18 protein-coding genes and 3 pseudogenes are annotated in these 20165 nt (G+C 72.2%); 11 read left to right on the top strand and 10 right to left on the bottom strand.

Annotated features, from left to right (window positions below):
- Positions 1 to 5: 5 nt before the first annotated feature.
- The 7 genes from AB0G35_RS06265 to AB0G35_RS06235 form a co-directional block, all read right to left on the bottom strand.
- Positions 6 to 968, bottom strand: coding sequence for an NAD-dependent epimerase/dehydratase family protein (locus AB0G35_RS06265; RefSeq protein ID WP_360944490.1), 963 nt, complete (start codon positions 966 to 968; stop codon positions 6 to 8).
- Positions 969 to 1135: 167 nt separating this feature from the next.
- Complete coding sequence (locus tag AB0G35_RS06260) at positions 1136 to 2152, bottom strand: SDR family oxidoreductase (RefSeq protein ID WP_360944487.1); 1017 nt, start codon at positions 2150 to 2152, stop codon at positions 1136 to 1138.
- A gap of 91 nt (positions 2153 to 2243) precedes the next feature.
- Positions 2244 to 2531, bottom strand: coding sequence for a hypothetical protein (locus tag AB0G35_RS06255; RefSeq protein ID WP_360944484.1), 288 nt, complete (start codon positions 2529 to 2531; stop codon positions 2244 to 2246).
- Between the two features lie 127 nt (positions 2532 to 2658).
- On the bottom strand, positions 2659 to 4476 hold the full coding sequence (locus AB0G35_RS06250) for a thiamine pyrophosphate-requiring protein (protein WP_360944481.1): 1818 nt from the start codon (positions 4474 to 4476) through the stop codon (positions 2659 to 2661).
- The gene (locus tag AB0G35_RS06245; protein ID WP_360944478.1) at positions 4457 to 7588 is read right to left on the bottom strand and encodes an FAD-linked oxidase C-terminal domain-containing protein; all 3132 of its coding nucleotides are present in this window, start codon (positions 7586 to 7588) and stop codon (positions 4457 to 4459) included. The genes AB0G35_RS06250 and AB0G35_RS06245 overlap by 20 nt, the downstream gene beginning before the upstream one ends.
- An 83-nt stretch (positions 7589 to 7671) precedes the next feature.
- A complete protein-coding gene (locus AB0G35_RS06240; protein ID WP_360944475.1) occupies positions 7672 to 8238 on the bottom strand; it encodes a hemerythrin domain-containing protein in 567 nt (188 codons plus the stop codon).
- A gap of 160 nt (positions 8239 to 8398) precedes the next feature.
- Positions 8399 to 10444, bottom strand: a complete 2046-nt coding sequence (locus AB0G35_RS06235) for a SpoIIE family protein phosphatase (protein ID WP_360944628.1) — start codon at positions 10442 to 10444, stop codon at positions 8399 to 8401.
- A 436-nt stretch (positions 10445 to 10880) separates the two neighbouring features.
- On the opposite strand from AB0G35_RS06235, the gene AB0G35_RS06230 reads away from it, so the two are divergent.
- The 11 genes and pseudogenes from AB0G35_RS06230 (at position 10881) to AB0G35_RS06180 (ending at position 17106) form a co-directional block, all read left to right on the top strand.
- Entirely contained in the window at positions 10881 to 12065 is a 1185-nt protein-coding gene (locus AB0G35_RS06230) for a zinc-dependent alcohol dehydrogenase (protein WP_360944472.1), read from the top strand.
- A gap of 135 nt (positions 12066 to 12200) precedes the next feature.
- On the top strand, positions 12201 to 12980 hold the full coding sequence (locus AB0G35_RS06225) for a VOC family protein (RefSeq protein ID WP_360944469.1): 780 nt from the start codon (positions 12201 to 12203) through the stop codon (positions 12978 to 12980).
- Between the two features lie 139 nt (positions 12981 to 13119).
- On the top strand, positions 13120 to 13476 hold the full coding sequence (locus AB0G35_RS06220; protein ID WP_360944466.1) for a gas vesicle protein: 357 nt from the start codon (positions 13120 to 13122) through the stop codon (positions 13474 to 13476).
- 35 nt (positions 13477 to 13511) lie between these two features.
- Positions 13512 to 13994 carry a gas vesicle structural protein GvpA gene (locus AB0G35_RS06215; protein ID WP_360944463.1) on the top strand — a complete coding sequence of 161 codons (483 nt, stop codon included), beginning with the start codon at positions 13512 to 13514 and terminating at the stop codon, positions 13992 to 13994.
- 2 nt (positions 13995 to 13996) lie between these two features.
- The gene (locus AB0G35_RS06210) at positions 13997 to 14710 is read left to right on the top strand and encodes a GvpL/GvpF family gas vesicle protein (RefSeq protein ID WP_360944460.1); all 714 of its coding nucleotides are present in this window, start codon (positions 13997 to 13999) and stop codon (positions 14708 to 14710) included.
- 55 nt (positions 14711 to 14765) lie between these two features.
- Positions 14766 to 15020 carry a gas vesicle protein GvpG gene (locus AB0G35_RS06205; RefSeq protein WP_360944457.1) on the top strand — a complete coding sequence of 85 codons (255 nt, stop codon included), beginning with the start codon at positions 14766 to 14768 and terminating at the stop codon, positions 15018 to 15020.
- A gap of 5 nt (positions 15021 to 15025) precedes the next feature.
- Positions 15026 to 15430 (top strand): gas vesicle protein, encoded by a 405-nt coding sequence (locus AB0G35_RS06200; protein ID WP_360944455.1) that lies wholly within the window; start codon positions 15026 to 15028, stop codon positions 15428 to 15430.
- On the top strand, positions 15427 to 16215 hold the full coding sequence (locus tag AB0G35_RS06195; protein WP_360944452.1) for a GvpL/GvpF family gas vesicle protein: 789 nt from the start codon (positions 15427 to 15429) through the stop codon (positions 16213 to 16215). Before AB0G35_RS06200 ends, AB0G35_RS06195 begins: the two co-directional genes overlap by 4 nt.
- Positions 16212 to 16421, top strand: a pseudogene (locus AB0G35_RS06190) (gas vesicle protein); the annotation flags it as partial. The gene AB0G35_RS06195 and the pseudogene AB0G35_RS06190, both read left to right, overlap by 4 nt.
- Positions 16422 to 16470: 49 nt before the next feature.
- Positions 16471 to 16791 (top strand): gas vesicle protein K, encoded by a 321-nt coding sequence (locus AB0G35_RS06185; RefSeq protein ID WP_360944449.1) that lies wholly within the window; start codon positions 16471 to 16473, stop codon positions 16789 to 16791.
- Between the two features lie 144 nt (positions 16792 to 16935).
- Complete coding sequence (locus AB0G35_RS06180; protein WP_360944446.1) at positions 16936 to 17106, top strand: hydrophobic protein; 171 nt, start codon at positions 16936 to 16938, stop codon at positions 17104 to 17106.
- Between the two features lie 27 nt (positions 17107 to 17133).
- Here AB0G35_RS06180 and AB0G35_RS06175 read toward each other — a convergent pair.
- The 3 genes and pseudogenes from AB0G35_RS06175 to AB0G35_RS06165 form a co-directional block, all read right to left on the bottom strand.
- Positions 17134 to 17985, bottom strand: a pseudogene (locus tag AB0G35_RS06175) (SDR family oxidoreductase); the annotation flags it as partial.
- Positions 17986 to 18190: 205 nt separating this feature from the next.
- Positions 18191 to 18981 (bottom strand): annotated as a pseudogene (locus AB0G35_RS06170) (SDR family oxidoreductase).
- A gap of 533 nt (positions 18982 to 19514) precedes the next feature.
- Positions 19515 to 19886: a hypothetical protein gene (locus tag AB0G35_RS06165; protein ID WP_360944443.1), complete on the bottom strand. Its 372-nt coding sequence runs from the start codon at positions 19884 to 19886 to the stop codon at positions 19515 to 19517.
- Positions 19887 to 20165 lie beyond the last annotated feature (279 nt).

The following is a 20165-nucleotide window of genomic DNA, read 5'->3' as shown; positions in this document are numbered from 1 at the left end:
CGGGGTCAGGTGCCCTGCCGCTCCCGGAACCACGCGATGGTGCGGGCCAGGCCCTCCCGCGGTGGCACCCGTGGCTCCCACTGGAGCTTGCCGCGGGCCAAGGTGATGTCCGGGCAGCGCACCGCCGGGTCGTCGGCCGGCCGGTCGATGAACCGGACGGAGGAGCGGGATCGGCTCAACTCGACGATGAGCCGGGCGAGTTCGAGCATGCTGAGCTCGGCCGGGCTGCCCAGGTTCACCGGGCCGCGCAGGTCGGAGGCGGCGGCCGCGAGGATGCCGCGCACGGTGTCGTCGACGTAGCACAGCGAGCGGGTCTGGCAGCCGTCGCCGGTGACGGTGAGCGGATCGCCGGCCAGTGCCTGGCGGATGAAGGTGGGCACCGCGCGCCCGTCGTGGCCGCGCATCCGGGGGCCGTAGGTGGTGAAGAGCCGGACGATGCCGGCGTCGGTGCCGTGTGCCCCGGCCTCGGCGGTGGTGAGGGCCTCGCCGAAGCGCTTGGCCTCGTCGTAGACGCTGCGCGGTCCGACGGGGTTGACGTTCCCCCAGTAGTCCTCGCTCTGCGGGTGCTGCTGCGGATCGCCGTACACCTTGGAGGTGGACGCCAGCAGGAAGCGGGCGCCGCTCGACCGGGCCAGGGCGAGCATGTTGCGGGTGCCCAGGCTGCCGGTCTCCAGGGTGTGCAGGGGGAGTTTGAGGTAGTCGGCGGGCGAGGCCGGGGACGCGAAGTGCAGCACCAGGTCGGGCTCCGCGTCGAGGTGTACCGGCTCGGTGACGTTCGCCTCCACGACCGTGAACGCGGGATGGTCACGCAGCGCGGAGATGTTCTCCGGCCGTCCGGTGCTGAAATCGTCGACGCAGATGACGGTGGTGCCCCGCGCCAGCAGTTCGGTGCAGAGGTGGGAGCCGACGAAACCCGCGCCACCGGTCACCACCGCGCACTGCCAATTCCGCGAAAGTGCCATGCCCATGGGACTCCTAGCGTGGGTTCCGACGTGGTGGGACTCCTCGATCAGCGTCCTGGGCACGGTCCGCGAGGGCGAGTGGGCGTCCGCCGGTCGGGTGACCTCCGGCCGGTGCCGCCGGGGCCCTGAGCCGGTCGCCCGGTGGCCCCGGCAGCCGGGAAAGGCGTGGCGTCCTAGCGCCCGGCGCGGCGCCCCCGTGACCGCAGCAGGGACAGGGCGCCGAGCGCCGCGGCGGTGACCGCGCCCGCGGTCAGGGCGGGGTGCCGGGCGAGGGCCGCCTGGGCGGAGTGCGCCTTGGCCTGCGGGTCGAAGATGCCGTGGGCGCCGTAGTCGTGGCCCGTGGTGTCGTCCGCCGGCTGCCACAGGTTCACGTCCCGGGCGGTGGACGGGGCCCGGTCGGTCTGCTGGGAGTCGTAGCCGGTGCGGGCGAGGTAGCGGTCGAGCAGTCCGGGGGCGATCTTCTCGGCCCAGATCGTCGCCGCGGTGGACGCGCCGACGTAGTACTGCTTGCGGCGTGGATGGTCCGCGGCGTGCACGACGGCGCGGGCGGCGACCTCGGGCTGGTAGATGGGCGGCACCGGGGAGGGGTGGTGGGGCAGCCGGGAGAGCACCCAGGAGAACTGCGGGGTGTTGACCGCGGGCATCTGGACCACGGTGATCCGGACGCTGCTGTTGCGGTGCAGCAGTTCGGTGCGCACGGCGGAGGTGAATCCGTTGACGGCGTGCTTGGCGCCGCAGTACGCGGACTGCAGCGGCACGGACCGGTAGCCGAGCGCCGAGCCGACCTGGACGACCGTGCCGGCGTCCCGGGGGAGCATCCGGCGCAGGGCGGCCCGGGTGCCGTGCACGAAGCCGAGGTAGGTGACCTCGGTGACCCGGCGGTATTCGTCCGGTTCGATCTCGGTGAACGGCGCGAAGACCGAGGTGAAGGCGTCGTTGATCCAGACGTCGAGCGGGCCGAAGGTGTCCTCGGCAGCCTGGGCCGCGGCTTCGACCTGTGCGTGGTCGGCGACGTCGGTGGGCAGCACCAGGGCCCGGCCGCCGGCCCGTTCGACCTCCGCGGCGGCCGCTTCGAGGCCGGCCCGGCCGCGGGCCACCAGCGCCACGTTGGCGCCCCGGTCGCCGAACAGCCGGGCGGTGGCCCGCCCGATGCCGGCGCTCGCGCCCGTGATGACGACGGTCTGTGGCATGTCCGTGGTCCTCCTCAGCCGGCCCGGTACGGTTCGGCGTCCGCTGTGCGCAGGGTCAGCCCGTGGCCCAGGGCTCCGTCGGCGCCCGGTGTCACGCTGCCGGCCGAGGGGTCCAGGGCGCCGTCGAACAGCAGGTTCTCGATGCGGACGTGGTCTTGAGGTCCCACAGCGCGATGTCGACGGCGGAGATCGCGCCGGCGATGAGTCCGGGCCGGCCGGCGTTGCGCACCGCCCGGGACATCGCCTCGTTGGCCGCGGGCACGTCCCAGACGGCCGCCCCGCGCACCGTCCCGGCCAGTACGTCGCGGACGACGGCGGCGGTCCGGGGCGCGCCGTAGGTGTAGCCGAGGCCGGTGGTGCCGCCGGAGCGGAGCTGCACCACGACCAGGGTGGTCTCGTGCCACTCCAGGGTGCCGTCGGCTTCGGGTGCGTCGGTGGGGACGGTGTAGGCGGCCGCCTCGACCGCGTCGACGACCGGGTCACCGCCCCCGCCTGCTGACGCACCGTCAGTCCTTGGTGTCGGACCGGCCGTGCCGGTGCTTGCCGCCCGGGAGCATCTCCTGGACCTTCGCCTTGAGGCCCTGTTTGACCACCGCGACACGGTCGCTGTCGCCCTTGAGGATGGCGGTGGCCGCGGCCTCGATCTGGTCGAGGCTGGCGTGCGGCGGGATCGGCGGGACGGCGGGGTCGGTGCGGAAGTCGATGACGAACGGCCGGTCGGCCGCGAGCGCCTTGCGCCAGGCGTCCTCCACCTCGCCGGGCTTCTCCACCCGGACGCCGTCCAGGCCGATGGAGCGGGCGAAGTCGGCGTAGGGCACGTCCGGGATCGCCTGCGAGGGCAGGAACTGCGGGGCGCCGGACATGGCGCGCATCTCCCAGGTCACCTGGTTGAGGTCCTGGTTGTTGAGCACGGCGACGATCAGCCGCGGGTCCTGCCACTCGGACCGGTACTTGGCGGCGGTGATCAGTTCGGCCATCCCGTTCATCTGCATCGCGCCGTCCCCGACGAGGGCGATCGCCGGCCGGTCGGGGTGGGCGAACTTCGCACCGATGACGTACGGCACGCCGGGGCCCATGGTCGCCAGCGTCCCGGAGAGCGAGCCCCGCATCGTGCCGCGGATCCGCAGATGGCGGGCGTACCAGTTGGCGGAGGAGCCGGAGTCCGCGGCGAGGATGACGTCGTCGGGCAGCAGCGCGTCGAGGGCGTGGACGACGTACTCGGGGTTGATCGGGTCGGCCTCGACGGCGGCCCGCCGCTCCATCACCTCCCACCAGCGGGCGGTGTCCTTCTCGATCTTCTTCCGCCAGTTGCCGTGCTTCTTGGTCTTCAGCTGCGGCAGCAGCCGCTGCAGGGTCGCCTTGGCGTCCCCGACGAGGTTGACCTCGAAGGGGTAGCGCATCCCGACCATGTGCGGGTCGATGTCGATCTGTACCGCCCGGGCCTGGTCCAGCTCCGGCATGAACTGGGTGTAGGGGAAGCTGGACCCCACCACGAGCAGGGTGTCGCAGTCCCGCATCATCTCGTACGACGGGCGGGTCCCCAGCAGCCCGATGGCGCCGGTGACGTACGGCAGGTCGTCGGGCAGCGCGTCCTTGCCGAGCAGCGCCTTGGCCACCCCGGCGCCGAGCACGTCGGCGAGCTGCTCCACCTCGGCGCGGGCTCCGCGGGCGCCCTGCCCGATCAGGACGGCGACCTTCTCGCCCGCGTTGAGGACCTCCGCGGCGCGGGCGAGGTCGTCCTCGGTCGGCACCGGCGCGTAGGAGGCGAGGCCGAGGCTGGAGGGGACCATCTTGAAGGCGTGGGTGGGCGGCGCGTAGTCCAGTTCCTGCACGTCGGCAGGGACGATCACCGCGGTCACGGTCCGCCGCCCGTAGGCGGTGCGGATGGCCCGGTCGAGGGCGTTGGGCAGCTGCTCGGGGACGGTCACCATCTCGCAGAAATCGGAGGCGACGTCCTTGTAGAGGCTTTGGAGGTCGACCTCCTGCTGGTAGGAACCGCCCATGGCGCTGCGGTTGGTCTGCCCGACGATCGCCACCACGGGGACGTGGTCGAGCTTGGCGTCGTAGAGGCCGTTGAGCAGGTGGATGGCGCCGGGCCCGGAGGTCGCCGCGCAGACGCCGACCCGGCCGGAGAACTTGGCGTAGCCGACGGCCTGGAAGGCGGCCATCTCCTCGTGCCGCGCCTGGATGAACTGCGGCTTGTTGTCGGCGCGTTCCCAGGCGGCGAGCAGGCCGTTGATGCCGTCGCCGGCGTAGGCGAAGACGTGCTCGACGTCCCAGTCGCGCAGCCGGGCAAGGATGTGGTCAGAGACCTTGGTCGACACGGACGTTCCTCTCTTCTCGTCGGTTGAGTGCGGCGGCCACCCCGGCGGCGAGCGCCCCGAGGCCGGTCAGGGCGGCACCGGCGGTGACCAGCCGGGCGTCCCGGGCGGGCACCCGCGGCCGGTCGGCGGCCTGTTCGGGGCGGCCGGCGGGCAGCGGTCCGTCGAGGCCGAGTGCCAGCGCCTCGGCCAGGTGGAGCGCGCCCCGGCCGGTGCCGCCGTCGGCGATCTGGGTACGGCAGCTGAAGCCGTCGGCGAGCACCGGTGCGGCGGGGTCGGCGGCGCGGACGGCGGGCAGCAGCCCCTGTTCGGCGACGGTCATGGAGACCTGGTGGTGGCCGCGTTCGAAGCCGAAGTTGCCGGCCAGTCCGCAGCAGCCGACGTCCAGGACGTCCGCGTCCAGCCCGGCCCGGCGCATCAGCTCCCGGTCGGCGTCGTCCCCCAGGACCGCGTGCTGGTGGCAGTGGGTCTGCACGGTCGCCGGCCGGTCGAGCCGGGGCGGCCGCCAGTCCTTCGGTGCGTGGTGGACGAGCTGTTCGGCGAACGTCCGGAACTGCCGGGCCAGCCGCGCCACGTCCTGGTCCGCGGGGAACAGCTCGGGGGCGTCGGCGCGGAACACCGCGGTGCACGACGGTTCCAGCCCGATGACCGGCGTGCCGGCCTCGATCCACGGCCGGAGCGCGTCGACGGTGCGGCGCAGCACCCGCTTCGCGGTCGTCAGCTGCCCGGTCGAGATCCACGTCAGTCCGCAGCACACGGTCCCCGGCGGTACCGCGACCCGGAAACCGGCGTCCTCCAGGACCCGCACCGCCGCCTTGGCGACGTTCGGGTGGAGGTGGTTGCTGAAGGTGTCCGGCCACAGCAGCACCGTCCGGGCGTCGGCGGGGTCCGGCTGCGGGCGGCCCCGCGCGGTCCACCATTCGGTGAACGACTCCTCGGCGAAGGCCGGCGCGGTGCGTTCGGCGGCCACTCCTGCGGCGCGCTTGCCCAGCCGGGCCAGTACGGGTGCCCGCAGTACCGCGTTGACCAGGCGTGGCGCGCCGCGCGCCAGCTTGGCCCACAGCGGCAGCCAGCCCAGCGCGTAGTGGGCGGCCGGGCGCAGCCGGCCGGCGTAGTGGTGGGCGAGGAACTCCGCCTTGTAGGTGGCCATGTCGACGCCGGTGGGACAGTCGGACTTGCAGCCCTTGCAGGCCAGGCACAGATCGAGGGCGTCGCGGACCTCGGTGGACCGCCAGCCGTCGGTGATCGCCGAGTCGGCGTGCCCGTTCAGCATCTCGAACAGCAGCCGGGCCCGCCCGCGGGTGGAGTGCTCCTCCTCGCCGGTGGCCCGGTAGGAGGGGCACATCACCCCGCCGGTGTGGGCACGGCAGTTGCCGATGCCGACGCAGCGCATCACCGCGCGGGTGAAGGAGTGCGCGTCGTCGGGGTAGCCGAAGTGGGTGCGGTGGGTCTCGGGCCGCCAGGCCGGGCCGAGCCGGAGGTCGTCGTCGGTCCGGTGCGGGCGCACGACCTTGCCGGGGTTCATCCGGTCGTCCGGGTCGAAGAGCGCCTTCATCTCCCCGAAGGCGCCGGTGAGCCGTGCCCCGAACATCTTCGGCAGCAGTTCGCCGCGCGCCTGCCCGTCACCGTGCTCGCCGGACAGCGACCCGCCGTACGAGACGACGAGGTCGGCCGCGCGGTGCAGGAAGGCCCGGAAGTCCGCCACTCCCCGGGCGCTCTTGAGGTCGAACGGGATGCGGGTGTGCACACAGCCGTGGCCGAAGTGGCCGTACAGCGACGGATGGTCGTAGTCGAACTCGGCGAACAGCGCCTTCAGGTCGCGCAGGTAGTCCCCGAGCTTCTCCGGCGGGACCGCGGAGTCCTCCCAGCCCTCCCAGGTCTCCCGGTCGTCCGGCGGCCGCGCGGTCACCCCGAGCCCGGCCTCGCGCGCCTTGAGCATCCGCTCCTCGCGCGCGGGGTCGTCGGAGAACGCCACGGTCGGATCGCTCTCCTTGCGGCCCAGCGCCCGGAGCAGGTCGTGGCACCGGGCGTCGACGTCCTCGCGGGGGTCGCCGGTGAACTGGACCAACAGCCAGCTGTCGCCCTCCGGGAAGATCTTCAGGGAGTCGAGGTAGGCCTGCTCCTCGCGCATCAGCTGCGCCATCCGCCCGTCCAGGGCCTCCAGTTGGGCGGGGGCGGAGTGCGCCAGCAGTCGCGGTACGTCGTCGGCGGCCGCGCAGATGTCGGGGTAGCCGAGCACCACCATGGCCTCGCAGGGCGGCACCGGCACCAGGTCCAGTTCGGCGTGCAGGACGGTGACCAGGGTGCCCTCGCTGCCCACCAGCGCCCGGGCGAGGTCGAAGCCGTTCTCGGGCAGCAGGGCGTCCAGGTTGTAGCCGGACACCCGCCGCGGGATGTCGGGGAATCCCCGCCGGATGTCGCCGAGATACCGGGCGGCGAGCTGCCGCAGCCCCCGGTAGAGGTCCGCCCGCCGGCCGCCTTCCGCCTCGATCTCCGCGTATTCCTGCGGCGAGGTGGGCCCCACCCACATGCGGACGCCGTCGTAGGTGAGGATCTCCAGCCGCCGCACATTGTCGACGGTCTTTCCGTACGCCTGGGCGGAGGCACCGCAGGAATTGTTGCCGATCATTCCGCCCAGCGAACAGTGGCTGTGGGTGGCGGGTTTGGGGCCGAACTGCAGTTTTTCTCCGGCGAGTTGACGGTTGAGTTCGTCCAGCACGATGCCCGGTTCGACCACGCACCGGCGGCGTTCCGCGTCCACCGATACCAGGCGGTTGCAGTATTTCGTCCAGTCGATGACCACGGCGGTATTGGTGCACTGTCCGCCGAGGCTGGTGCCGCCGCCCCGGGAAAGCACCGGTGCACCGAATGCGGCGCACACCCCGACCGCGGCCGCCCCGGCATCGACGTTCCGCGGAACGACCACGCCGATCGGCACCTGCCGGTAGTTGGAACCGTCCGTGGCATAGGCGCCGCGGCTGCCCGCGTCGAAACGCACCTCACCGTCGACCCGCTCGCGCAGCGCCTTTTCCAGCGCGCCGGTCCGCGCGGCGGGAAAGGTCTCCGGTGAGCCGTTCTCCCGCTCGTCCGGCGTCGTTTCCTGTCGCTGGTCCATAGCCACCTTCTGCCGTTTCCGCCCTACGAAAGGCCCGGACGCCCCGCGGACGGCCGGGCCGGACCCGGGGTTGATCCGGCGGCTCAGTCCGGTCCGCCGCCGCGGCCGGTGAGCAGGTCCCGGGCGCGGTCCACCAGCCCGAGGCCCGGGGCCAGCAACTTGTTCGCCGGCGGGGCGTCGGGGACGCCGGGGTGCGGGCGGGCGGGCGCGAGCTTCTTGGCCGTCCGGACCTTCTCCCCGAGCGCTTCGAGTTCCCCGGGAAGGCACACCTCACGCAACCGGGCGAACAGTTCGCTCTCCTCGTCCCGGATGTGCGCCCGGACCTCCGTCCGGAGTTTCACGAACAGCTCGTTGAACGCACGGTCTTCCGCATCGAGCCGTTCCAGGTCTTTCAGCAGCGCTTCCACCCGTCGGTGGTCGGCGATTTCCTTGTCGGCCAGTGCGGCGCCGTTCGGCAGCTTCTCGCGCACCGCGGGATAGAGATACTGCTCCTCGGCGACGGAATGCCGGACGAGTTCGATCGTCAGCCGGTCGAGCAGCCTTTTGCGCGTCGCGGCCGCGGGGACCGCCGCCTCGATCTGCTCGAACAGCGCGGCCATCTCCCGATGGTCCGCGGCCAGCTCCGTGATGACATCTCCGCCGTGTCCCATGGTCGTGCCTCTCGCCCATGTGCGCGCGTCCGCCCTTCGGCCACCAGAACGGGTTCCCCCGCACCGTCCCGGCTAACGCCTCGACCGGCGGGAATTGCGCCGGATGCCGCATCCGGTTCCCGGCCGACGGCACCCGCGTCACATGCGGCGGAGGAATTCCTCAGCCGTCCCGCCCGGAGCCGGACGGCCAGGGCCGGGCCCGGGCGATGAGCAGGGCGACGTCGTCCGCGTCGTCCGGGTCCCGCAGCGCCTCCAGCAGCCGGTCGCAGGTGTCCTCCAGGGACGGGTCCGGGCGGTCCAGGAGACTCAGCAGGCGGTCCAGGCGCTCGTCGATCATGTCCCGGCGGGTCTCGACCAGCCCGTCGGTGTACAGCACCAGGCGGTCCCCGGGGTGCAGGTCGAAGGTGGTCTCCTCGAAGGGGACGTCGCCGACGCCGAGCGGAACGCCGGTGGGCAGGTCGAGCAGTTCGGGCGGCCGGCCGGAGTGGATCAGCACCGGCGGCAGGTGGCCGGCGGCGGCGATCCGGCAGACCGCCTGGTGCGGATCGTGGACGGCGTAGACGCAGGTGGCGTACTGCTCCAGGCCGGCCGTGATCCGGTCGACGTGCCGCAGCACCTCGGCCGGCGGCATGTCCAGGTCGGCCAGGGTGCCGGTGGCGGTCCGCAGCCGTCCCATCGTGGTGGCGGCCTTGGTGCCGCTGCCCATCACGTCACCGACCACGAGCGCCGTCTGGTCGCCGGCGAGGGGGATGACGTCGAACCAGTCGCCGCCGACCTCGTTCGTGGTGCCGGCCGGCCGGTAGCGGGTGGCGATCTCCAGCCCGGCCCGCTGCGGCGGGCGGTCCGGGAGCAGGCTGCGCTGGAGCGTGACGGCGGTGTCCCGCAGGCTCTGGTAGAGCCGGGCGTTGTCCATGCTCACGGCGGCCCGGTCGGCCAGTTCGGCGGCCAGGGTCTGGTCGTCCTCGTCGAACGGGACGGGGTTGCGGGCGCGGGTGAGGCCCAGCGCGCCGAGCACTTCGCCGCGGGCGATCAGCGGGGTCGCGAGGTAGCTGTGGATGCCGGCCCGGGCCAGGATCGCGGCGGCCTCCGGGTCACGGGCGATCCGGGCCAGGGACTGCTCGTCGACGTGGCGCACGAGGATGGGCCGGCGGGTCCGTACGCACTGGGTGACCACCCGGTCGGCGCCGTAGCTGGCGATGTGGCCGGGCGGGTCGGCGGCGCGGGTCACCTCGGTGGGGTAAGCGGTGTGCACCGCGAGCGCCCGGAAGACCGCCGGGTGGCTGGCGGTGCTGGTGGGGCGGCGGTCGTCCAGGAACGCGTCGAGGATGTCCACGGTGGCCACGTCGGCGAGCTCGGGCACGGTCACCTCGGCCAGCTCATGGGCGGTCCGTTCCACCTCCAGCGTGGTGCCGATCCGCGCCGAACCGTCCGCGATCATGGCGAGCCGGCGCCGGGCGCGGGCCGCCTCCCCGGCCGCGCGGTGCCGGTCGGTGACGTCCACGATCACCCCGGCCACCCCCAGCACCCGCCCGCCGGGGTCCTCCAGCCGGTAGAACGAGACCGACCAGGCGTGCTCGTTCTCGGGGTCGGCGAGGGTGCGCCCCACGACGTACTGGTCGACCAGCGGCTGCCCGGTCTCCAGCACCCGCCGCAGGGCGGACTCCAGGGCCTCGGTCCGGATGAAGGGCAGCACCTCCTGGACCGACCGGCCGAGGTGGTCCCGGGCGGAGACCCCGTCGATCCGCTCCAGCGCCGGATTGACCGCCAGGTAGCGCAGCTCGGTGTCCAGGACGCCCAGCCCGATCGGGGACTGCGAGACCAGCCGGGTGGACAGCGCCACATCGCGTTCGACCTTGCTCAGAGTGGCCTCGTCGGTGGCGATGCCCAGGGCGTACGTGTCCCCCCGGTCGTCCAGCAGCCGCACGTTGCGGAACTCCACCAGCCGGGTGCTGCCGTCCTTGAGCCGGACGGGGAAGGCCCCGGCCCAGCTCTGGCCGGTCGCCATGACCTCGGTGAAGAGCCTCATCACCAGGTCCAGATGGCGCTCGTGGACCAGCAGCCGGCCGGCGTACCGGCCCAGCGCTTCCTGCGCGGAGTAGCCGAAGAGCGTTTCGGCCTGCGGGCTCCACAGCACGATCCGGCCGTCGGCGTCCAGGACCACCGCGGCGACGCCGAGCAGGTCCAGCAGTCCGCTGCGTTGCGGCATTCCGCCGACGGGCCAGTCGCCCGCCGCGCCGACGGGGTCGGCTGTGGACATCCCGGCCCTCCCTCCGCCTGCCGATCGCCGCCCTTCCCATGGTCCCCCGGACCGCGCGCGGACGCGCAGCCGCGACCGCGGGCGCCGGCGGGCGGCGGACCGCGGTCACCGGGCGCACCCGGTCCCGGCCGCCGCCCGGTGGGCGCCGCCCGGAGTGGTCCGTTCGGGCGTTTGCACGATCGGGAGGCCGGGCTGAGACTGGGCTGAGCGGCCGGCTCCGCCGAGCGGCGCGCGCCTGCCGGCTGCGCAGGAGGATCCGCCCGCGGCGCGCGGGAGCCGGCGTCGTCCCGGAGCGCCCGGGAACCCGGCGTGATGACCCGTCAGAAGAACCGGTCGTCCGAAGCGAACCAGTTCCTGCCGACCGGTTACGGCGAAGGAGGACAGGGTGCGGGCACTGACGTGGCACGGCAAGCGGGACGTACGCATCGACACGGTCCCCGATCCGAAGATCACCGGTCCGACGGACGTCCTGGTCAAGATCACATCCACCGGCATCTGCGGTTCCGACCTCCACCTCTACGAGGTCCTGGGGCCCTATCTGGAGCCCGGCGACATCCTCGGCCACGAGCCGATGGGCCTCGTCGAGGAGGTGGGGCCCGAGGTGACCGCGCTCGCCCCCGGCGACCGGGTGGTGGTGCCCTTCAACGTCTCCTGCGGCGCGTGCTGGATGTGCGACCGGGGCCTGCACTCGCAGTGCGAGACCACCCAGGTCAGGGAACACGGCATGGGCGGTGCGCTGTTCGGCTACACCAAGCTCTACGGCCAAGTGCCGGGCGGCCAGGCGGAGTACCTGCGGGTGCCCTTCGGCAACACCCTGCCCGTGAAGGTCCCGCACGGCCCCCCGGACGAACGGTTCGTCTACCTCTCCGACGTCCTGCCCACCGCCTGGCAGGCGGTCGCCTACGCGGACCCGCCGCCGGACGCCAGCGTCGTGGTCCTCGGGCTGGGCCCGATCGGCGACATGGCCGCACGGATCGCCCTGCACCGCGGGGCCCGGCAGGTGATCGGCGTGGACCTGGTGCCCGAGCGGCTGGCCCGCGCCCGGGCCCGCGGCGTGCACACCCTCGACGTCGACGAGCTCGGCGGGGACCTGGGTGACGAGGTCCGCCGGCTCACCGACGGCCGCGGCGCGGACGTCGTCATCGAGGCCGTCGGCATGGAGGCTCACGGGGCACCCGTGGTGAAGGCCGCACAGCAGTTCGTCGGGCTGCTGCCGGACCGGCTCGCGGAGAAGCTGATGACACGGGCCGGGGTGGACCGGATGGCGGCCTTCAACGCCGCCGTGGACGTCGTCCGCCGGGGCGGCACGATCTCCGTGGTCGGGGTCTACGGCGGTGCGCTGGACCCGCTGCCGCTGCTCACCATGTTCGACAAGCAGGTGCAGCTGCGGATGGGCCAGGCCAACGTCCGGAACTGGGTGGACGACATCCTGCCGCTGCTCAACGACGAGGACCCGCTCGGCGTCGAGGGCTTTGCCACCCACAAGCTGCCGCTGGAGGACGGGCCGCAGGCCTACAAGACCTTCCAGGCCAAGGAAGACGGCATGATCAAGACGCTGCTGCAGCCGTGACCGGCCGGCCCTCAGCCGGCGCCGCCCAGCGGACCGTCACCCCCCGAGCGCCGCAGTCAGCCGAGCCGTAGAAGGATGCGGACGCGAAGTCCTGGCAGAGTGGACGGTGGCACCCGTTCCAGGAGGCGCATCGCCATGCCGGTCACACCGTCCGCCGTCGCCGTACGCGGCACCCCGTGCTGGGTGAGCCTGACCACCCACGACCTCCGGCGTGCCCAGGACTTCTACTCCCAGGTCCTGGGCTGGACCTTCCGGCCGGGTGGGCTGGGCGAGGAGTTCACCGTGGCGCTGACCGACGGGCGGCCGATCGCGGGCGTCGGCGCGCTGGCCTCCGACTGGCAGGTGTCGGTGGCCTGGACCCCGTACTTCGCGGTCGCGAGTGCGAACGACGCCGCGGGACGGATCCGCGAGCGGGGCGCCACCATCGCGGTGGGCCCGCTGCGGCTCGGCGCCGGCCGGGTGGCGCTCGCCGCGGACCGGGACGGCGCGGTCTTCGGCGTGTGGGAGGGCCACACCCCCGCCTGGGCCATCGGCCGCGGCAGCGCCCCGGTCTACCTGGACCTGCGCACCCGCGACGCCTTCGACGCCACGATCTTCTACGCCGAGGTGCTCGACTGGGCCTCGGAAGAGCCCGGTGGGGTCGAGGTCGCCTACGAGCACGGCGAGGTGCTGGTGCGGGACGGCAGCCAGGTGGTCGCCACGGTCCGCGGCGGCGTCATGGAGGCCGCCCCCGACCCGCACATCCGGCCCCGCTGGCACGTCCAGTTCCCCGTCCAGGACGTGGACAAGGTCGCCGCGGCCGCCGTCGCCGCGGGCGGCCAGGCCACCCATCTGACCCCGCCGGCCGGCCCCGCGGTCGGCCAGGCCCTGATCCGCGACCCCGACGGCGGTCTTTTCACCGTCACCACGGGCTGACTCCCCCTGAGATTTCCCGCTCACGCATACGACCGACGTTCCCGGGCAACCGCCTTTTCATCGCCACTACAACGGCCAACCGTCTTTCGACGGAATCACCTTCGGCAGACGACCTCTACGACGCACGACGGGCGGGATCATGGCGACCGAGGAAAGCACCGTGGAAAAGGTGGAAGCGGGCGCGGCGGGTGAGGAAAGCCTCGCGCCGACCGAAACGGAAACGGCGAGCGGCGGACCGGACCGGATCGCCGCCCCCGCGGCAATGCGCCTCGCCGCCGGGCAACTGGCCGAGATGCTCAACTGCGCACCCGGCTCGGTGTCCGCACTGAAGGCCGACGGTGACGGCTGGCTGGCGGACGTGGAAGTGGTGGAACTGGAAAGGGTGCCGGACACCGCGAGCGTGATGGCGTCCTACCGCGTCCGCCTCGACGAGCAGGGCCATCTCATGGAATACGCGCGCATGCGCCGCTACGGGCGGGGCCAGATCGACCGTTAGGCCGCAGCCCCGCACCCGCGATTTCACCCACGGCCATGGCCCGCTCCAGTCAACTGGAAGGGACACACAAGACCGTGACTGCCATTCAGCAACAGACCCAGGCAACACCGGCCGGCGGCAGCGGCTCGGGCACTCTCTACGACGTCCTGGAGCTCATTCTCGACCGCGGGCTGGTCATCGATGCCTTCGTGCGGGTCTCCCTCGTCGGCATCGAAATACTCAAGATCGACGTACGCGTCGTGGTCGCGAGCGTGGACACGTATCTGCGTTTCGCGGAGGCGTGCAACCGGCTGGATCTCGAATCCGGCCGCAAGGCACCGGAACAGCTCACCGATCTCGTCGGCGAGGCGACCGAGAGCGGCGCCAAGGGAAAGTCGAAGGGCGCGCTGGCGGGCGCCGTCGAGGCGGTCGGTGAATCCCTCCGCAAGGGCCACGACGAATCCGAGGAAACCGAAAAGCGCCCGGCGCGCAAGACGTCGTCGACCGCCGGCCGCCGCACCGCACGCCGGGAGGAGTGAGCATGACGACGTACGTCTACGCCATCACCGGCGCCGGCCATCCACTGCGGCTGTCCGGCGTCTCCGGGGTCGGCAACCCCGCGGCACCGCTGCGTACCGTGCGGACCAAGGACCTGTGCGCGGTGGTCAGCGACGCCCCGGCGGAACTGCGCGCCAAGCGCCGGGACGTGGCGGCCCACCAGGACGTCCAGGAACGCCTGCTGGCCGACGGCAGCTGTCTGCCGATGCGCTTCGGGCTGGTCGGTCCGGACGACGAGCAGGTCGCCGCCGTACTGGAGGAGCAGCACGACACCTACACCCAGCGGCTCTGGGAGCTCGCCGGGTGCCGGGAGTACCACCTCAAGGTGACCCGCGACGAGGAGGACCTGCTGCGGGAGATCGTGCGGGACTCCCCCGAGGTGCGCCGGCTCAACGACCGCACCCGGCACCACTCCGGGGCGTACGACGACAAACTGGCGCTCGGCGAGCTGATCTCGCAGGAGGTCAGGGCCCGCCAGGACCGGGACCGCGCGGACATCCTGGCCCGGCTCGCACCGGCCGCGGAACGCATCGAGGACGGGGAACCCACCAAGCAGCACTTCCTCACCACCTCGTTCCTCGTGGCGCGGGAGCAGGCCCCGGTCTTCTCCCAGGCGGTCCACACCGAGACGCAACGGCGCGGCGACCGGTACACCTTCCGGCTCTACGGCCCGCTGCCGCCGTACAGCTTCGTCTGACCGCACCCCGGGCCGCGCCCTCGGCACCGGGAGACCGACCGGGCGGGAGGTCTTCATGGGGCTGCTCACCCACCTGCTGACCCTGCCGGTCGCCCCGCTCAGGGGCACCGTCTGGGTCCTCGACCAGGTACTGCTCGCGGCGGAGGACGAGTTCTACGACCCGGAGCCGGTACGGGAGCAACTTGCCGAGCTGGAGCGGCAGTTGGTGGACGGCCGGATCGGGCCCGAGGAGTTCGACGCCCGCGAGGACGAACTGCTGGACCGGCTGGAGTGGCTCCAGGCCCGCCGGCGGCAATCACGAGGAGGCTGAACCGCATGTCCGACCCGCTGACCGGGCCGGGGGGACCCGCCGCGCCCATGAGGTCCTCCCCCGCGCCGTCCCCGTACGGCCGGCCGGGGGCCGGGGGCGGCTCGTCCGCCAATCTCGCCGACATCCTGGAACGCGTCCTCGACAAGGGCGTGGTCATCGCCGGCGACATCCAGATCAATCTGCTCGACATCGAGCTGCTGACCATCAAGCTCCGGCTGCTGGTCGCCTCCGTCGACAAGGCGAAGGAGATGGGCATCGACTGGTGGGAGCACGATCCCTCGCTCTCCTCCGGGGCCCGTGGGCCCGCAGCCCGCCCCCTCTCCGCCGGGGAGGAGCAGCCGGCGGCCGGAGGGGAAGCAGGCCGGGAAGCCGGGTGGCAGCAGCAACCGCGAGGGGAGGAGAACCGGTGAACGGGCCGCAGCACAGCTATGTCTACGCGGTCGGACGGGACGGCGACGACCTCGACGCGGTGGCCGCCGCGCTGACCGGGCTGCGCGGCTCGCCCCTGCGGACCGTCTCGGGGTCCGGGCTGACGGCTCTGGTCTCCTCCGTCCCCGCCGACGAGTTCGATACGGACGGGCTCACCGAGCGGATGGCGGACCTGACGGAGCTGGAGGCGCTGGCCCGCACCCACCACGAGGTCGTCGAGGCGGCCCACGCCCGGACGACGGTGTTGCCGATGCGGCTGGCCACGGTGTACCTCGACGACGCCCGGGTACATGCGATGTTGTCCGAACGAACCCCGGAATTCGATGAGTTGCTGTCCTGGCTCGACGGCCATGCCGAGCTCGGGGTGAAGGTGTACGCGGACCCGGTGCGCGCGCGGGGAGCAGCCGCCCCCGCCGCGCCGTCGGCCGTCTCGGGCCGCGCCTACCTGCGCCAGCGCCGGGACCAACGGCAACGGCGGGACGACGCGTACCGCGCGGCGGGCGCCGTGGCCGGCGCGGTCCGGGACACGGTGGCCCCGCTGACGCGGGGCGTGGTCGCCCACCGCCCCCAGCAGGGTGAACTGGCCTCCGGCCCGGGCGAGAACATCGCCAACGAGGCGTATCTCGTACCCCGCACCCGCGTGCGGGAGTTCCACCAGGCGCTGGCCGGCCTGACCGGGAGCGACGCCGGCGTACGGGTCGAGATCACCGGTCCGTGGGCGCCGTACTCCTTCGCGAGCGGGCCGGCGGAAAGCGGGGCGGCATGACGGCCGGTGAGGTCGCCGCGCCCGCCGGAGGCCCGTGCGGACCGCACGGGCCCGCCGGAGTCGCCGGCCCGCAGATCGCCCTGATCGATCTCCTCGACCGGCTCCTCAACGGCGGCGCGGTCCTCACCGGAGACCTGGTGCTGTCCATCGCCGACGTGGACCTCGTCCGGATCAGCCTCCGTGCCGTCATCCACTCGATCACGCAACAGGAGGCATTCCCTTGGCAGGCGGCATCCCTTCAGGAGGCACCCCCTTATGAGGCAGGACCCCACCGGGCCGACGGCGCCCGCGACCCTCGCCCAACGGCTGGAGAGCGACCCGGAGACGGTCGAACGCGATCTGATCAAACTCGTGCTGACGATCGTCGAGCTGCTGCGGCAACTCATGGAACGCACCGCACTCCACCGGGCGGACCAGGGCGACCTGACGGAGGACCAGGAGGAACGGGTCGGTATGACGCTGATGATCCTCCACGACCGGATGTCGGAACTGTGTGAGCGCTACGGCTTCACGATGGACGACCTCAACCTCGACCTCGGGCCCCTCGGTTCCCTGCTTCCGCAGAACCCGCCCTGAGCCGGGGCTTCAACGACTCTCTACCGCTCTCTCAACTCCCCCGCACTCTCACCCTCACCAACACAACATTTCGCTGCTCGGCGGAGATATCTCACCCCACCTTCAGCGACAGACATTCGTCCCATCCATGACAGGAGGAATCCCATGGCACCCCTGCTACTCGTCCTGCTGCTCGCGCTGCTGCTGTTCGGCGCCGGTTTCGCGCTCAAGGCGCTGTGGATCGCCGCCGTCGTCGTGCTGGTCTTCTGGCTGCTCGGCTTCCTGATGCGGTCGACCGGGGCCGGCGGCGGCCGCGCCCGCTGGTACCGCTGGTAGCCGTCGGGCCGCGGCCGTCCGCGCCAGGTCGTCCGCCCGCCCTCCGGCCCCGATGAGACCGGTGGCCGTGACGTCGCCGCGGGCCGCCATCTCCGGCACCTGGCCGCGGAACAGGCGGGTGACGGCGGCCGGGAGCCCGGCCTGGGCGAGCTGTGCGGTGCGCAGCCAGGGCTGGGCGTAGACGGCCGGAGACCGCCGCTCCATGCCGCGGACGATCCGGTCGGCGACCGCTTGGGGCGCATAGATCCGTCCGGCCGGCCACGGCAACCGCAGCCGCAGCTCCCGTAGCACCGCGGCGTCGATCATGTCGGTCTCCGCCCAGCTCAGATAGGTGATGCCGACGTCGACGCCGCGGTGCGCCAGTTCTGTCCGGACGGCGTGGGCGAACGCCTCGACGCCCGCCTTGGAGGCGCAGTACGCCGACATCATGGGCGCCGCGGTGAGGCTCGCCAGGGAGCCCATCTGGAGGAAGTAGCCGCGGGTGACGAGCAGTCCGGGCAGGAAGGCCCGCAGGGTGAGGGAGCTGCCGATGAGATTGACCTCGATGACCCGGCGCCAGACGGCGGGGTCGGACTCCAGGAAGGGGCCGCAGGCCGCCACCCCGGCATTGGCGACCACTACGGAGGGCGGCCCGAGGCTGCGCTGCACCCCGTCGGCGACGGCGGCCAGAGCGGCCTCATCGGTGACATCCGCGAACCAGTAACGGGCCCGCCCCGGGAACGCCTCGGCGAGCCGCGCCAGTCCGTCCTCCTCCAGCCCGACCAGCGCCACCGTCGCTCCGCGGCGGACGAGCGTCCGGGTCATGCACTCCCCCAGCCCGCGGGCGGCCCCCGTCACGACAACGATGCGCCCCGCGAGCGACTGCCGCCGACCGGTCATCTCACGTCACCCCACTCTCTCCTCGCACTCCTTCATCCCACTCCTTCGTCACGCCCTTCATCCCGCTCCTTCGTCAAGCTCGTTCGTCACGCTCGTTCAGCCCGCTCGTTCGTCACGCTCCTCCATCACCCGCCACGCACGTCAGGGCAGAGGTGCGGCATGGCAGAGATGCGTCAAGGCAGAGGTGCGTCATGGCAGAGGTGCGTCATGGCAGAGGTGTCCCGCCGGTGGCATTGACGATCTCGACGGTGATGTAACTCGCCTGCGGGGAGGCGAGGAAGACATAAGCGGGCGCCATTTCCGCCGGCTGTGCCGGGCGCCCCAGCGGGGCCTGTTTACCGAATGTGGTGGTGTCCGGAAGCGTCGCCGGAATCAGCGGGGTCCAGACCGGCCCGGGGGCGACCGCATTGACCCGGATTCCCTCGGACGCGAGCATCTGCGCCAGCCCCTGGGTGAACGTGACGATGGCCCCCTTCGTCGTCGCGTAGTCGAGCAGATGCGGACTGGGCTTGTAGGCCTGAACCGACGTGGAATTGATGATGACCCCGCCCTTGGGAATGTGCGGTAGCGCCATCTTGCACAGCCAGAACATGCCATACAGGTTGGTCCGCATCACCCGGTCGAACTGCTCCGTGGTGATGGCCTGGATTCCATCCGGCTGCGACATCTGGTAGGCCGCGTTGTTCACCAGGACGTCGATCCGGCCGAACTCCTTCACCGCCCGCGCGACGAGCAGCCGGCACTGTTCCTCCTCACGAACGTCGCAGGACAGCGGCACGGCCGTACGGCCCGCGTCCGTCACGAGCCGGGCGGTCTCCTCGGCCTCCTTTCCTCCTCGGGGAGGAAGGTGAACAGCACGTCCGCGCCCTCCCGGGCGAAGGCCAGCGCGACGGCGCGCCCGATCCCGGAATCACCGCCCGTCAGCAGCGCTTTGCGCCCCTCCAGAAGTCCGCTCCCCCGATACGATTCCTCGCCGTGATCGGGGGGCGGGTCCATCGGCCCGGTCCACCCGGGATGCTCCTGATCCTGCTCCGGAAATTCCGGCTGCGGGTATTTGGTGACCGGGTTCTCGGCGTTCGCGGGACCCTCGGGAAGCTCCTCCCGGTTCTCGGTGTTCCCGTGGCTCCCGAGGTTCTCGGTGTTCCCGTGGCTCCCGGGTTTCTCCGAAGCTGCCTTTCCCTCTGCCATGACGAGACCTCCTGGTGCGCACACGGACGACTCGGCCGCGCACAGAAGCCGCAGCCGCGTACAGAAGCACAGGAGCCGGGTGCCCGACAGGCCCGATTTCCACCGTGCGAGAGCCAGTGCTTACGGTGCAGGCGCTCACGGGCTCACGGGCTCACGGGCTTAAGGTGCATCAAGGTGCCCCCATCACAGGCATCACCCATCACGGGCATTACGGCATCACGGGCATTGCGGCATCACGGGCATTGCGGCATTACGGCTTTCCCAGGTGCACCGACTTCCCGGCTTCCCGACTTCCCGGCCTCCCGGCCTCCCGGCCTCCCGGCCTCCCGGCCTCCCGGCCTTCAGGGATTCTGTGGATCGACGCCGGTGTGGGCGTCGGCGTCCCGGCCGCCGCTGGGCCGCCCCGCGGGCCCCTTGCGCTCCTTGCGGTGCATGCCCTTCTCGCTCGTCCGGGCGGCCCGGCGCTCGCCCGGCTCGGACTCACTCTTGACCTCGCTCGCCGGGGGCACCTTCTCCTGCCCGGTGTCCTTGGTCTCCTTGCTGCGGTCCCGCTTCGGCGCATATCGCTCAGGGTGGAACGAGCGATGCGCACTCTCGTCGGCGTGTTGCTCGGACTGGTCGATGTCCGGTGACCAGCCGTGCTGCTCGGTGCCTTTGTGCATGCTGTGGCCCTCGCCCATCTTCGGGTGCGAGGACTTCCGGTGCTTGGCCACGTCCACTCCTCGTCTCAGGCGTCTCCGTGAGCGGCGCTCGCCCGCCCCTCTCTCCAGGCTGAGGGCCATCCGGAGCCTCCGCACCTCAGCCCACACCCCGGCCGGCCCGCTCCCCCAGTGGTCGCCTCACCGGATTGCCGCAACGCTGGAACCGAAGCCACGGAAGTCGCGGATTCGGGACGGCCGTGGGAGTCACAGCATTCACGGGATTCACGGGGCCCACGGGACCCGCGAGATCCGCGAGATCCGCGAGATCCGCGGAATCTGGGGCCGGCACGG

The sequence above is a fragment of the Streptomyces sp. NPDC021749 genome, assembly GCF_040640655.1.
Taxonomy (GTDB): domain Bacteria; phylum Actinomycetota; class Actinomycetes; order Streptomycetales; family Streptomycetaceae; genus Streptomyces.
Note: the sequence above shows the minus strand (reverse complement) of the source record. Positions and strands in the feature narration are given on the sequence as shown.